This is a genomic window from Flavobacterium sp. (assembly GCF_965262375.1).
GTDB lineage: Bacteria > Bacteroidota > Bacteroidia > Flavobacteriales > Flavobacteriaceae > Flavobacterium.
Genome location: NZ_OZ253527.1, coordinates 71,567 through 84,746, shown reverse-complemented (window position 1 = coordinate 84,746; position 13,180 = coordinate 71,567). Strand labels below are relative to the sequence as shown.

At 35.2% G+C, this 13,180-nt stretch carries 9 protein-coding genes; 2 read left to right on the top strand and 7 right to left on the bottom strand.

The window, feature by feature from the left end:
- Positions 1-24 precede the first annotated feature (24 nt).
- The gene (gene ctlX / locus ACQY29_RS00400; RefSeq protein WP_428223318.1) at positions 25-960 is read left to right on the top strand and encodes a citrulline utilization hydrolase CtlX; all 936 of its coding nucleotides are present in this window, start codon (positions 25-27) and stop codon (positions 958-960) included.
- 70 nt (positions 961-1,030) lie between these two features.
- Here ctlX and ACQY29_RS00395 read toward each other — a convergent pair whose 3' ends face one another.
- Positions 1,031-1,666, bottom strand: coding sequence for a MarC family NAAT transporter (locus tag ACQY29_RS00395; RefSeq protein ID WP_428223317.1), 636 nt, complete (start codon positions 1,664-1,666; stop codon positions 1,031-1,033).
- 110 nt (positions 1,667-1,776) lie between these two features.
- Between ACQY29_RS00395 and ACQY29_RS00390 the strand changes: the two genes are divergently transcribed.
- Entirely contained in the window at positions 1,777-2,133 is a 357-nt protein-coding gene (locus ACQY29_RS00390) for a CoA-binding protein (protein WP_428223316.1), read from the top strand.
- 70 nt (positions 2,134-2,203) lie between these two features.
- On the opposite strand, the gene ACQY29_RS00385 is transcribed toward ACQY29_RS00390, so the two are convergent.
- From ACQY29_RS00385 to ACQY29_RS00360, 6 genes are all read right to left on the bottom strand, one after another.
- Positions 2,204-2,389, bottom strand: a complete 186-nt coding sequence (locus ACQY29_RS00385; RefSeq protein WP_428223315.1) for a YgaP family membrane protein — start codon at positions 2,387-2,389, stop codon at positions 2,204-2,206.
- 164 nt (positions 2,390-2,553) lie between these two features.
- A complete protein-coding gene (locus ACQY29_RS00380) occupies positions 2,554-5,832 on the bottom strand; it encodes an efflux RND transporter permease subunit (protein ID WP_428223314.1) in 3,279 nt (1,092 codons plus the stop codon).
- Between the two features lie 105 nt (positions 5,833-5,937).
- Entirely contained in the window at positions 5,938-7,020 is a 1,083-nt protein-coding gene (locus tag ACQY29_RS00375) for an efflux RND transporter periplasmic adaptor subunit (RefSeq protein ID WP_428223313.1), read from the bottom strand.
- Positions 7,021-7,057: 37 nt separating this feature from the next.
- A complete protein-coding gene (locus tag ACQY29_RS00370; protein ID WP_428223312.1) occupies positions 7,058-8,365 on the bottom strand; it encodes a TolC family protein in 1,308 nt (435 codons plus the stop codon).
- A 226-nt stretch (positions 8,366-8,591) separates the two neighbouring features.
- Positions 8,592-11,411, bottom strand: coding sequence for a choice-of-anchor J domain-containing protein (locus ACQY29_RS00365; RefSeq protein ID WP_428223311.1), 2,820 nt, complete (start codon positions 11,409-11,411; stop codon positions 8,592-8,594).
- 116 nt (positions 11,412-11,527) lie between these two features.
- On the bottom strand, positions 11,528-13,024 hold the full coding sequence (locus tag ACQY29_RS00360; RefSeq protein ID WP_428223310.1) for a sodium:solute symporter: 1,497 nt from the start codon (positions 13,022-13,024) through the stop codon (positions 11,528-11,530).
- Positions 13,025-13,180: the final 156 nt, after the last annotated feature.

Here is a 13,180-nt window from a genome sequence, read left to right as displayed (position 1 = left end):
AAGGAATTTTTTAATAAAAAGCATATGCAACAGATTACAGATACAATTTTAATGGTTCGTCCCGTTTCTTTTCGCATGAACGAGCAAACCGCCGTAAATAATTATTATCAAAAATCAGACGAAAAAGTGCTTCCAGCAGCTATAACGACTAAGGCGCAACAGGAGTTTGACGCTTTTGTGGCTAAGTTACGTGCTGTGGGAGTTCGTGTATTGGTTGTAGACGATACAACGGATACAGATACGCCTGATGCGGTATTCCCTAACAACTGGGTTTCTTTTCATGAAAATGGCGATGTGGTGTTGTATCCTATGTTTGCCGAGAACCGCAGATTAGAACGCCGTGAAGATGTATTAGATGTTTTGGAAGATGAAGGGTTTGAAATTAATGACATCATGGATTATACCATTGCAGAAGAAGATGGTGTTTTTCTTGAAGGAACTGGGAGTATGATTTTAGACCGTGCTCATCAAAAAGCGTATTGTGCTTTGTCTCCACGTGCGGATGAGGAATTGTTTATAGAATTTTGTGAAGATTTCGAATTTACTCCAGTGCTTTTTAATGCCTATCAAACTGTTGACGGAGAAAGAGAATTGATTTATCATACTAATGTAATGATGAGCATAGGGGAAACTTTTGCGATTCTTTGCTCGGAATGTATCGATGATAAGACCGAGAAAAAAAATGTGGTGGAAAACCTGAAACAAGATGGAAAGGAAATTGTATATATTTCAGAAGCACAAGTAAATGCATTTGCAGGCAACATGTTGCAGGTAAAAGGGGCTGAAGGGAAAACCTATTTAGTGATGAGTGAATCGGCGTATAATGCTTTGAATAAGGGGCAAATTGCTCAAATTGAAAAACACACCGAGATTTTATATGCTAATTTAGAAACCATTGAAACTTATGGTGGAGGTAGTGCCCGTTGTATGATGGCAGAGGTTTTTTTGCCAAAAGTATAAGTCAATAAAATTCTTAAAAAATAAAACGGCAGGAATTTAATTATTTCTGCCGTTTTAATTTTTAGAAAATTTATCCTACCAAATGGCTGTTTTCTACAATTTTCAGAATAGCGTTGACAATATATTGTACACCTATGGCAATAACAAAGAATCCTACAATTCTAGAAATCGCAACGATACCAGCTTCTCCTAAATACTTAACCAAATAATGCGCACTGTTTAAAACCAAGAAAATAGAAAGAGCCACAGCTAAAATGGCTCCTACTGAGATTGAAATGGCCATCCAGTTATTGTGTTCTTGGTAAAACGCAATCAATAAGGAAATAGAACCAGGTCCTGCTAATAGAGGCATGGCTAGTGGAGTAAGAGCAATGGCGTGTTTCTGTTGGGCTTCGTCTTCTACTTTTTTGTTGATTCCTTTTCGTTTTTTAACTTTTCCAGATAATAAGCCAAAACCTGAGTTGGCTATAATCATTCCTCCAGCAATACGTAAAGCTTCTAAGCTAATTCCAAAAAAACGCAAGACATATTCGCCTATAAAATAGGCCACAATCATAATGATAAATACATTGATGGCGGTCCATTTAGAGGTTTTAGTGAGTTCTTGACGGGTGTAACCGTTGGTTAATCCTACAAACACAGGAATGGCACCTATAGGGTTGAGTACGGAAAATAAAGCAGCGAAAATGTAAAAGAATAAATCCATAGTTTTTTTGCGAAATTAGTTTTCTATATCTGTTAATAGATAAAGAGAATGTTAAGTAATGGTTTTGTTAACTTTAAAAATAGTAAATTTATTCTTAAAAAAAAGAAGAGATGAAAACTTTAGTTTTAGGAGCATCGTCTAATCCAGAGCGTTACTCGTTTTTAGCCATCAGTCGGTTGTTACAACACGACCATGCTGTAGAAGCCATAGGTTTGCGGAATGAAAAAGTTTTTGATGTAGAAATCCAAAAGGGATTTCCTGAGCTACAGGATGTACATACCGTGACCTTGTATTTAAACCCACAACGACAAAAGGAGTATTATGAATATATTCTTCAATTGCACCCCAAACGAGTAATTTTTAATCCAGGTACAGAAAATCCTGAATTCTATGAATTGCTACAAAAGCATACGATTGAAGTAGAGGTAGCTTGTACCTTAGTGATGCTGGGAACAGGGCAGTATTAAAATGGTATTCAAACCTACTGTATATGTGTAAAAAATCACCTCGGCTTTTATAAACCGAGGTGATGGATTTTTAGTCTTCTATACCCAACTTTGTTAAAATAGTTTCTAGTAAACACCACTTCGTGATGGAAGATTGCAATAAATTAGCTCCTACAAAGGCGGTAAACCAATACCAGCTCGTATCTACATAATGAGCTAAAAGTAAACTTATCAAAACAAATGAACCCGCAAAAGCTCTCACAATTCGATTTTTCATAATCTTTTTTTTTAAATTTTCATAAAATCATCTCAATCTCGACAACCGACAACTGATAACCGACAACCGATAACTGACAACCGACAACCGATAACTGACAACCGACAACTGATAACCGACAACCGATAACCGACAACCGATAACTGACCACTGATAACCAATCCCTAATTACCCTCCCATTTCTTTTTCTCCGTGATGTAATAAATTAAGGGTACCACGATTAATGTTAGCATTGTCGAAACAATTGCGCCAGCTACCAGAGATATGGCTAATCCTTGGAAGATAGGGTCAAACAAAATAATTGACGCACCTATAACTACCGCTCCAGTGGTTAATAAAATGGGTGTGGTTCTTACGGCACCAGCTTCTATGATGGCTTGTTTCATTGGTATTCCTTCGTTTAGTCTGATTTCAATAAAGTCGATGAGGAGAACCGAATTTCGTACCATAACTCCTGCTAAGGCAATCATTCCAATAAATGAAGTGGCGGTAAAATAAGCGTCTAAAAGCCAATGTCCTAATACAATACCAACCAAGGACAATGGAATAGCCACCATCATCACTATTGGGGTTTTGAAGTTTTGGAACCAACCTACAATCAACATATAAATGATGATAATTACAACTAAGAACGCAGCTCCTAAATCACGGAAAACTTCTAAAGTAATTTGCCATTCGCCATCCCATTTTACGGTAAAATTACTTTCGTCATCGGGTTGCCCCATATAGATTTCATTTACTTTATACCCTTTAGGTAATTGCATTTTTTGCAACTTTTCTTCCATACCTAAAATCGCATACACAGGACTTTCTAATGCGCCAGCCATATCTCCCGTCACATAAACGACACGTTTTTGGTCTTTTCTGTAAATGGTTTTCTGTAGTGTGTCTTGTTTTACTTGCACTAAGTCACTCACAGGAACTACAGTCCCTTTGCTACCTTTTATTTTAAGATTTTTTATATCCTCTAACGATGTTTTATCTTTATCCTCCAAGGCTAATACAATTCCAACAGGGTCATTAGAACGTTCATCGTATAAATTGCTCACGGGCATTTCTCTCAATAAATACGTTAAATTACCAACCACTTGTTGAGGAGCAATGCCATTTAACATCGCCTTTTCTTTATCAACTTCTAATTTGTATTCGGTTTGAGCATCTTCCACATACCAATCTACATCAACAATATCAGTTGTTTTATTCAGAATATCCTTTACCTGTTGTGCTACCTTAATTTGCTCTTTATAATCAGGACCATAGACTTCAGCCACTATAGTTGATAATACGGGTGGTCCCGGTGGTACTTCAATGACTTTTACATTAGCACCATATTTTTTAGCAATCTTATTAATTTCAGGACGAACAATTTTTGCCAAATCGTGACTTTGTAAATCTCTTTCTCCTTTATCTAATAAATTTACTTGTATGTCAGCCATATTACTACCTCCTCGCATATCATAATGACGAACTAATCCGTTGAAAGTGATAGGGGCAGAGGTGCCAATGTAGTTCTGATAATTTACCACTTCAGGAACAGTCGATAAATATTGAGCAATTTCTTTAGTAACAACAGCCGTTCTCTCTAAAGTAGTTCCTTCGGGCATATCAATTACTACTTGAAATTCGTTTTTATTATCAAAAGGGAGCATTTTTACAGCCACCGATTTGGTAAAGAACATCGCCATAGAACCTAATAACAAGAAAACAGTGATGGCAAACATTAGATTTCGTTTAGCGGAACTCTCCAGCATCGGTTGTTCCATTTTCTGGTAGATTTTATAAATCCAACTGGTTTCTAAACCTTGTTCTTCTTTATGTTCTTGTTCTTCTTTTTCTTCCAGTTTATTATTTGTTTTTTGGAAGTCAGGAACCCACTTTTTTTTATCATCGGAAAAATCTTCTTTTTCGTTGTGGGTTTCGTGTAATAAATGATAGCCTAAATAAGGCGTTACTGTTAATGCTACAAATAAAGACAATAACATAGCTATGGAAGCGCCAATTGGCATTGGACTCATATAAGGTCCCATCATTCCAGACACAAATGCCATTGGTAAAATAGCAGCGATAACTGTGAATGTGGCTAAAATGGTTGGGTTTCCTACTTCGTTAATGGCATAAATGGCAGCATCTTTAAATGATAATTTCTTCATTTTGAAATGTCGATGCATATTTTCGGCAATAATGATGCTATCATCAACCACAATACCCACTACAAATACCAAAGCAAATAAAGTAATACGGTTCAACGTATACCCCAACATATAATAACTAAACAAGGTCAAAGCAAAGGTTAAGGGTACTGAGAAAAATACCACTAATCCACCTCTCCAGCCCATGGCTAACATTACCAAAACTGTAACAGCTAAAATAGCGACACCTAAATGCATTAATAATTCGCTCACTTTTTCAGAAGCAGTTTCCCCATAATTACGGGTAACTTCTACGTGAACATCATCAGTAATTAAATTCTTTTTTAATTGTTCTAAACGCGTTTCTATTTTTTCTGCAATTTTCATTGCATCAGCACCTTTTACTTTAGCAATTGAAATGGTTACCGCAGGATATTCTGCGGGATTTTTACCAAATTTTTCATTTCCTTTTCCGTATCCAAAAGACACATAACTTCTTGGAGTAGATGGGCCGTCTTGTATGGAGGCTACTTGTTTTAAATACACTGGCATATTTTGATTAACGCCTACAACTAAATTTTCTACATCTTCTGAAGTAGCTAAAAACTGTCCTGTAGTCACTAAATACTCGGTGTCTTTCTGTACAAAATTTCCAGATTGGGCACTACCATTGTTGGCTTGAATCATTTGCATAATACTTAAAGCATCCACGCCATTTTCCGCCATTTTATCTTTATCTAAAACAACTTTTACCTCTCTGTTTCTTCCACCAATTTCTTTAGTGATGGCAACATCTTTTACTTTCTCGATTTCCGAAGTAACTTCTTCTGCAATCTGACGAATTTCGAAATCATCTAACTTTTCACTCCAAAGCGTTACGCCCATCATGGGTACATCGTCTATGGAACGTGTTTTTACCATAGGTTGCATCACCCCTTGTGGGAACATGCCTTGATGCTTCATTAACTCATCGTATAATTTTACATACGAACGCTCGATATCTTCTCCTACATAAAATTGCACAATCATCATAGCTTGACCATTCATAGCCATACTATGTACATGTTCCACACCTTTGATGTTGGAAACCACTTTTTCTAGAGGTTTGATAACTCTACTTTCTATTTCGGCTGGGCTTGCCCCTGGGTAACCCACCATAACGTCTGCCATAGGTATGGCAATTTGTGGTTCTTCTTCTCTTGGAATTAAGAACGAACTATATGTTCCTATAATCATCAATGCGACCATTAATAAAATGGTTAACTTCGAATTGATGAAAAAATTGGCTATTTTACCTGATATACCTTTTTCCATTTTATTAGCCCCCTAACCCCCAAAGGGGGAATTTTGTTGGGGTGATTTTTTTAGTTATACATACATTGTAGATTCCCTCCCCTTTGGGGAGGATAGGTGGGGCTTTTACTGAACACTCACTTTCGCTCCATTAAACAATTTTCCTTCGGCTGAAACGATATACGCTTCATCAGCGGTAAGTCCGGATAAAACTTCAACTTGATTTCCAAAAGTTTTTCCTAGTCGCAACCATCTTAAAATGGCAACATTTCCACTTCCTATTGTATAAACACCAGATAATTGACCTTGTTTCACTAAAGCAGTAATTGGAATTAATACGCTTTCTGAAGTTGAAGTCACAGAATTAATTTTTTCAACTGGAAATTGCACATTCACAAACATTCCAGATAAAATGGATTTGTCTTGTTGATTCAAATTTACTTTTACTAAATATTGACCACCTGTATTTTTAGCAGACAAACTGATTTCTGTTACTTTACCTGTAACATCTTTATTCAACGATTTGATAGTTACTTTTACAGGCATTCCTTGTTTTACATTAGCAATATCACTTTCGGAAACCATTGCAGTAACTTGTAATCTTGAAGCCCCTTCTACACTTACAAGTGGCATTCCAGGATTAGCCATATCACCTTCTTTTACAAAAGTATTCGTAACTACGCCACTAAAAGGAGCTGTAATATTCGAATAGGAGAATTGTGCTTGAATTTCATTACGCATTTGTTTAGCAGCTTCTAATCCAGCTTTTGCCATTTCATAGCGAGCGGTCATGTCATCCAATTCTTTTTGAGAGGCACTTTGTTGAGCAAATAAATTCACAAAACGGTCGTAATCTTTTTTGGCGTTATTATAAGCGGCTTGCGCTTGAGTGATAGAGGCATTTACCTGTGCTTTTTTAGCTTGCAAATCTGTACTATTCACGCTAACTAATAATTGTCCTATGCGAACATTTTGACCTACTTTTACGTGAAGTTTCGTAACATAGCCCATCATTCTAGTGCTTAAATTGGCACTGTTCTCCGCTTCAATTTTTCCACTAGCAGTAATGAATGGACTATTATTAGTATCTAATTTTCCATTTATTTTTACTGGAATCACTGCTAATTCGGCTTTTTTTTCTTTTTTATCACCGCCACATGAGGTTAAAATGGAAGTAAATATTACTAGAGTTGCTATTATTTTTCTCATCTTTTATCTATTTGTCTTTTATCTATTTGTCTTTTACCTATTTCGTTAAAAATTCGGCATATTCTTTAGTGAAATTATATTCGAAAACAGCCTGTAAATACTCTAATTCTATTTGAGCCATTTGAGTTTCCGAAAGCAATAAATCGGTTGTTTTTTCTAGGCCTTGTTTGAAACGGTTCTCTCGAATTCGAAAAGCTTCTTGTGATTGTTCGTGCGCCAGTTTCGATAAATTCACTTTGTTTTCTGCATCTTTCAGCTGACGAGCTGTTTTGTTTATTTCTAGCTGGCTTTGTTTTTTATATTGTACCGTTTCTATTTCCGCTTTTTGAAAATCGGTTTTCGCTTTTTCAGTTTTACCAATGGTTTTAAAACCATCAAAAACATTCCAAGATAATTGAGCACCTACTACATAACCATTGGCACGCATGTCAACAATATTTTTATCATACATTTCATAACTTCCAAAAGCGTTTAAGCGTGGTAGAAATCCAAAACGAGAAGATTGGAACATGTTACGATAGGCTTCAGACGATTTTTGCATAGCCTGAATATCTTTTCTGTTTTCAGGTAATGTTGTATCGAAGGATTGTAATGTTATTGAGCCCTCTAGTGCTTCTGTAGGTTTGTATATTTTGCCATTGGTATCTTCGTTGAATAGAAAAGCCAAATAATCGGATGCATTTTGCACATTCGACTTCGCATAGTGCAATTGATTGGATATTTCATTGACACGAACTTGCACATTTAATAAATCGGTTTTTTGAAGCATTCCGTTTTTGAAATAGTTTTCCACCAATTTCAAGTTGGCTTTTGCTGTACTTTCCGCTTTTTGTAATACTCCTACAGCTTTATAAGCTAATTGTAGTTGCATATACGCCTTATTGATTTCTAAGGCTAAGTAATCTTTAGTACGTTCGGTTTGCAACTGATAGGCTTCCATTTTCGATTTAGCGGCTTGTCTACCATAATAACCATCCACATTGATTAAAGGTTGCTGGATTTCGATTTTAGTCGCAAAATTTTGAGTTTGCTTCGGGTCATTCAGTAAGGCAGGATTAAAATCGGCAGGAGTTAAAATTTCCTGATTCAATTTAGAACCAAATGCCATTAAAGGATTGTTAGTTACTATGCCTGTATGAGAGGCGGTGATGTTGGGTAAGAATAATGATTTTGATTGGTTGTAATCGGCTTTCGCAGATTCGTAACTTTTCTCCGCAATTTTAATTTGCAGGTTGTGCTCTAAAACTTTGGAATGTAAATCGGTTTTAGAGAGGGGCAAGGTGTCTTGTGCGTAGACATTTATAATGCCACTTATTGATGTTAAAAGGATATATAAATTTTTCATAATAGAAAATGATAATTATGAAGCAAATTTATATTGTTAAAAGCTATTGTTTGGTAACTATAGTCACAATGCTGTGTTTTTAAGATTAATTAATGGAGAAGAGCTTGTTTTTATTAGAAAATCAAAGGTGATTATTGCTGAAATTTTGGTTTTGATTAATAAGTAGGAATAAAAAAGGCTACCGATAATCGATAGCCTTAATTGTGTGAGTTAAAAATGAGTAAGATTATTTTTTGATAATTCTTCGTACTGATTTTTTAGTTCCATCAGTTACACTAATCAAATAGATGCCATTTTGTAACTGACCTAATCTTAGAGTATGGTTAAAAATACCATCGTTTTCAAAATCTTGGTTAAAAATTTCTCTACCTGAAATATCATTAACTTTGATTTCAATTTTTGCTTCTTGAGAAGTTAATTGTACTGTGAAATTATCTTCAGATGGATTAGGATAAATGTTGAAACTTTCGAATTCTTCTTGTTTGTTGCTTAAAGTTGCAGTAGTTCCAAAATAATAAGTACCGTTGAACCCATTAGTTACATTACCTGTTAAAGTGATGTTAGTTCCGTAATTACCTAGAGTTACTGAAATAGGGGTGTTTACACCATCTTTAATGATTTTTAAATTCGTTCTAGAATTCCCTGTAGCAGTTTCCCATGCAGCAATTTCAGCTTCAGTAAAATAAAATGCAACTTTTTCATTTCCTGATGGATTATTATTTGTAGGAGTAATGATAAAAGTTTTTGCCATTACTTTTGCGTTAGTAGCCGTGTTTGCTCCATAGTTTACAGCAGCAGCACCAGCGGTTGCTTGGTCTCTATTAACATTAACTGAGGTACAACCGTAGTTGAAGTTAGAGTTGTTTGTTAAATCAGCCATAATTTTTCCTGATGTAGCATCAGTAGCATAAGCAATGCCGGTTTGGTTTACATTAGATTGGTATTTTGTTGCTGAATTTACAGTGGTTTGAACATAGTTAACATCTACAGGTAATAATTTAATTACTTTAATGTTGTCTACCATCAAAAAGTTTTGATCCGTACAATTGAAATGTCTGAATGATAAGTAAATATTTTGTCCTAAAAATGCGCTAAGGTCTATTTCCTTAGTTAAAAGTGTTCTTCCTTTAGAAAGAGTTTCTTCTAATACAGGTGCATTTGTAATAATAGTGCTTGCGTTTGTTGTAGTTGTGATATATACAGCATAATGTTCTTCAAAATAAGTTGCGTCATTTGAGGCGATATTGAAACGTAATTTTGCATTTCCATTAGGTACAGCAATAGCATTACTAAATGTTATTAGGTTATCAGGAGTTAAGGGGTTAGTTTCCCAAGAACGAGATCCCATGTGTCTTCCTGTGAAGCCTATAGTGTTACTAGTTGTAGTTGCGTTATAAAATCCCCAGTTTTTTGTATCGCCATCTCTGTCTGTCGTAATTACAGCAGGAAGAACAGCTCCATCAAAATTTTCGCTAAAAACAACATTTTCGTATGTTGTTGAAGGTGTCGAAATGTTGTCTTTTAGTGTAGTTGTTAAAATAGAAGGTGATTCACAGTTTGTATAAGCATTAATGATTTGGGCATCTCCACCATTGTTATTCACTGTCATTCCTATTTTTACAATTTTATTTGCGTCTTTTACCGCATCATTATAATAACGTAAGGTAAAAGTTTTGTCTGCTACATCACCTGTGTTAAATGTTACGCTAGGGGTCATTAATTCAAAATCAATTCCTCGAACGGCTGTTGTGCCTGAGGCTACATTAAAAGTAATAACAGCATTTGCAGAAGGAGCTTTTAGGATTGAAACTTTGTACGTTACATCTGTGTAGTTACAATTGTTAGCCTCTGTGTAGGTATAGGTGTTTTTTTCTTGTTTAAAGTAGATACCTGCTTTAGTTATAGTAGCAACTTGTGAAATATTTAAGGAGCCTCTTCGGTCTGCTACTTGCATTACTGTTTGCATTCTTGTTTTTTGGTCATTAGTAAACGTATCCATACAAGAATCAGGTGTGTAATCCATATAATTTTGGATCATATCTAGACCAGGGATTGATTTACAAGAATCTGTATTTGCAGTACATTTGTAGTTAGCAGCTGCAGCTGCAGGGGTATCTGCACAGAAATCTTCATTTGTATTGTTGTTTGTTAAATCTACAGTTGGACAAGCATCGTCACCCCAAATGTGTCTTAAGCCTAACCAGTGACCTACTTCGTGTGTCATCGTACGTCCTAAATCATATGTCGGATTAAGAATAAAAGATCCATCATTTAATGCACTTGTTCCAAAAACATCATAACCTGCTACTACACCATCAGTTGAGGCTAAGCCTCCATTAGCTTGCATTCCTGTAAGTCCAGAATTACTAGGGAATTGCGCATAGCCTAAAAGCCCACTCATCCCACCTTGGTTAAGGGGGATTCCACCAGGTCGAATTGTCCACATGTTTAGGTAACGTGCAGGATCCCATTGGGTATTGGTTTTCATAGTTTGAACATCAGCTCTTGTTTCCCAGTCTGGTCCTCCGTCACCATCTGCGACAGCATTAGTATAAGGTGTAATGTTGTGTCTTACTACACCAGTTGTAGGATTACCGTTTGGATCTTGCTTTGCTAATACAAAGTTTATTTCGCAGTCAACTGCTAATCCAGTTGAATTAGCACCACCAGGTGTTCCTGCTAATCTTCTGTAGTCATTGTTCATTACAGTAATCTGTGAGATTGCTTGAGCATCAGTGATATTTTCACCTGTTCCTATATCGTCACCATTATGGATAATATGGATTACAACAGGGATGTTGTAGATGATTTTTCCGCTTTTTCCTGATTTTCTGTCAGCTTTAAATTTTTCAATATGCGGTGCAAGAAAATTTTCAAATTGTTGAACATTCATCATTTGGGGATGTTCAGCACGTAATGCTTCCTCAAACTCCACAGTTGAACAACGATGGTATTGGATGTCTTTTTTTTCTTCTTGTGCAAACGATACTATTGGCGCAAGGAATACTAAAGATTTCCAAAAAAAGTGTTTGGTAATTTTTTTCATTTTTTATGCTTTTGCGAAATTAAATTAAATTAAATTTTATGATTTGTAAAATTAAATATTTTATATGAATTGATATGTTAAAATTTTGGATTGTTTTTAGAGTTTGTTTTATTTTCTTAAAATTTGGTTGAGCTTAAAGCGGGTTTACTGATGAAAAATAATCCAATAAAAGTAATAAGTCCATTGAATATAATTAATTCCTCAGCAATTGTATAACCATTAAGCCATTCTGAGGAATAGGTTGACAATATATAACATAGTACTGGTGAAATTAAACATATAAAAGGAACGAGTTTGTCGTTCACAGTTTTGTTTTGCATAAATAAACCAAAGGCATACAACCCTAATAATGGTCCGTAAGTGTAAGACGCAATTTTAAAAATCATTTTTACCACAGAGGCATCGTTTACCGAGTTAAAAAATACAATGACTAAAAACATCAAAAACGAAAAGCCTATGTGTACCAAATGTCTTGTTTTAACAATATTAGGATTGTTAACATTTTCTTCTTTTTCCATTCCTAAAAAGTCAATGCAGAAAGAAGTGGTTAAAGCTGTTAAAGCTGAATCGGTAGTCGCAAAGGTAGCTGCTGTTAGTCCCAATAAAAATACAATAGCAGGAACTAATCCTAAAGATTTTAAGGCGATTTCAGGAAATAGAAAGTCGGTTCTGGCTACATCATCAACCATTGGAACTGTAATGCCATTCTTCTCAGCATACATATATAGTAATGCGCCCACACTTAAAAAGAAAATGTTGATAATTACGAAAATTCCTGTGAAGGTGAACATGTTTTTTTGGGCCTCGCCAATGTTCTTACAGCTTAAATTCTTTTGCATTAAGTCTTGGTCAAGCCCCACCATAGCAATCGTTACAAAAATTCCACCTAGTAGTTGTTTCCAAAAATAATTGCCTTTCATGTAATCGTCAAAGAAGAAGATTTTTGAATATTGACTTTCTTTTACGCTTTCAAAAGCTTGAAAAATGGATAAATCTAAACTTTTACAAATAAAGAAAATCGTTAGGAATACCGATGAAACCAAGAAAAAAGTTTGTAACGTATCTGTTATAATAATCGTCTTTAAACCACCTTTATAGGTATAAGCAAAAATTAATAATAAAGATAAAAATACCGTCATCGTAAAAGGAATTTGGTAGTAGTCAAAAACATAACGTTGCAATACGATGACTACTAAATACAAACGGAAAGCGGAACCTATGGTTCTACTAATAAGGAAAATAGAGGCCGCGGTTTTGTAACTGGTTTTTCCCAGTCGTTGTTCGATATAACCGTAGATTGAAGTCAGGTTCATACGGTAATACAACGGTAGAAGTACCGTTGCGACGATTATAAATCCAATCGCGTTTCCTAAAACGAATTGGAAGTATTTAAATTGTAAATCAGGATTACCTACTTCACCAGGGACAGATATAAAAGTTACCCCTGAAAGTGCAGTGCCTATCATTCCAAAAGCAACCAAATACCATTTAGAGTTTTTATTGGCTTTAAAAAAAGCATCATTACCACTGTCATTCTTACTCATGAAGTGGGAGATGAGGAATAAGATTCCGAAATAAATAATGATTAGTGATAAAATGGCAAAAGGTGTCATGTTTGTAAATAGTTTTATAGCTCGCAATATAGTAAATAGTTTCGAGGTTTTGTAGTTCGATTCTTGTAAAAAATAATCTTCAAAATAAAGGGTTTTTTAAAATATAGAAAATCTTCTACAACCCTTGTGAATGCTGATGTTGTAGAAAGATTTCGA

What these genes read in the sequence shown, in the direction of transcription:
- ctlX (WP_428223318.1), top strand. Translation starts at nt 25, where the DNA reads ATGCAACAGATTACAGATACAATTTTAATGGTTCGTCCCGTTTCTTTT.
- ACQY29_RS00395 (WP_428223317.1), bottom strand. Translation starts at nt 1,666, where the DNA reads ATGGATTTATTCTTTTACATTTTCGCTGCTTTATTTTCCGTACTCAAC.
- ACQY29_RS00390 (WP_428223316.1), top strand. Translation starts at nt 1,777, where the DNA reads ATGAAAACTTTAGTTTTAGGAGCATCGTCTAATCCAGAGCGTTACTCG.
- ACQY29_RS00385 (WP_428223315.1), bottom strand. Translation starts at nt 2,389, where the DNA reads ATGAAAAATCGAATTGTGAGAGCTTTTGCGGGTTCATTTGTTTTGATA.
- ACQY29_RS00380 (WP_428223314.1), bottom strand. Translation starts at nt 5,832, where the DNA reads ATGGAAAAAGGTATATCAGGTAAAATAGCCAATTTTTTCATCAATTCG.
- ACQY29_RS00375 (WP_428223313.1), bottom strand. Translation starts at nt 7,020, where the DNA reads ATGAGAAAAATAATAGCAACTCTAGTAATATTTACTTCCATTTTAACC.
- ACQY29_RS00370 (WP_428223312.1), bottom strand. Translation starts at nt 8,365, where the DNA reads ATGAAAAATTTATATATCCTTTTAACATCAATAAGTGGCATTATAAAT.
- ACQY29_RS00365 (WP_428223311.1), bottom strand. Translation starts at nt 11,411, where the DNA reads ATGAAAAAAATTACCAAACACTTTTTTTGGAAATCTTTAGTATTCCTT.
- ACQY29_RS00360 (WP_428223310.1), bottom strand. Translation starts at nt 13,024, where the DNA reads ATGACACCTTTTGCCATTTTATCACTAATCATTATTTATTTCGGAATC.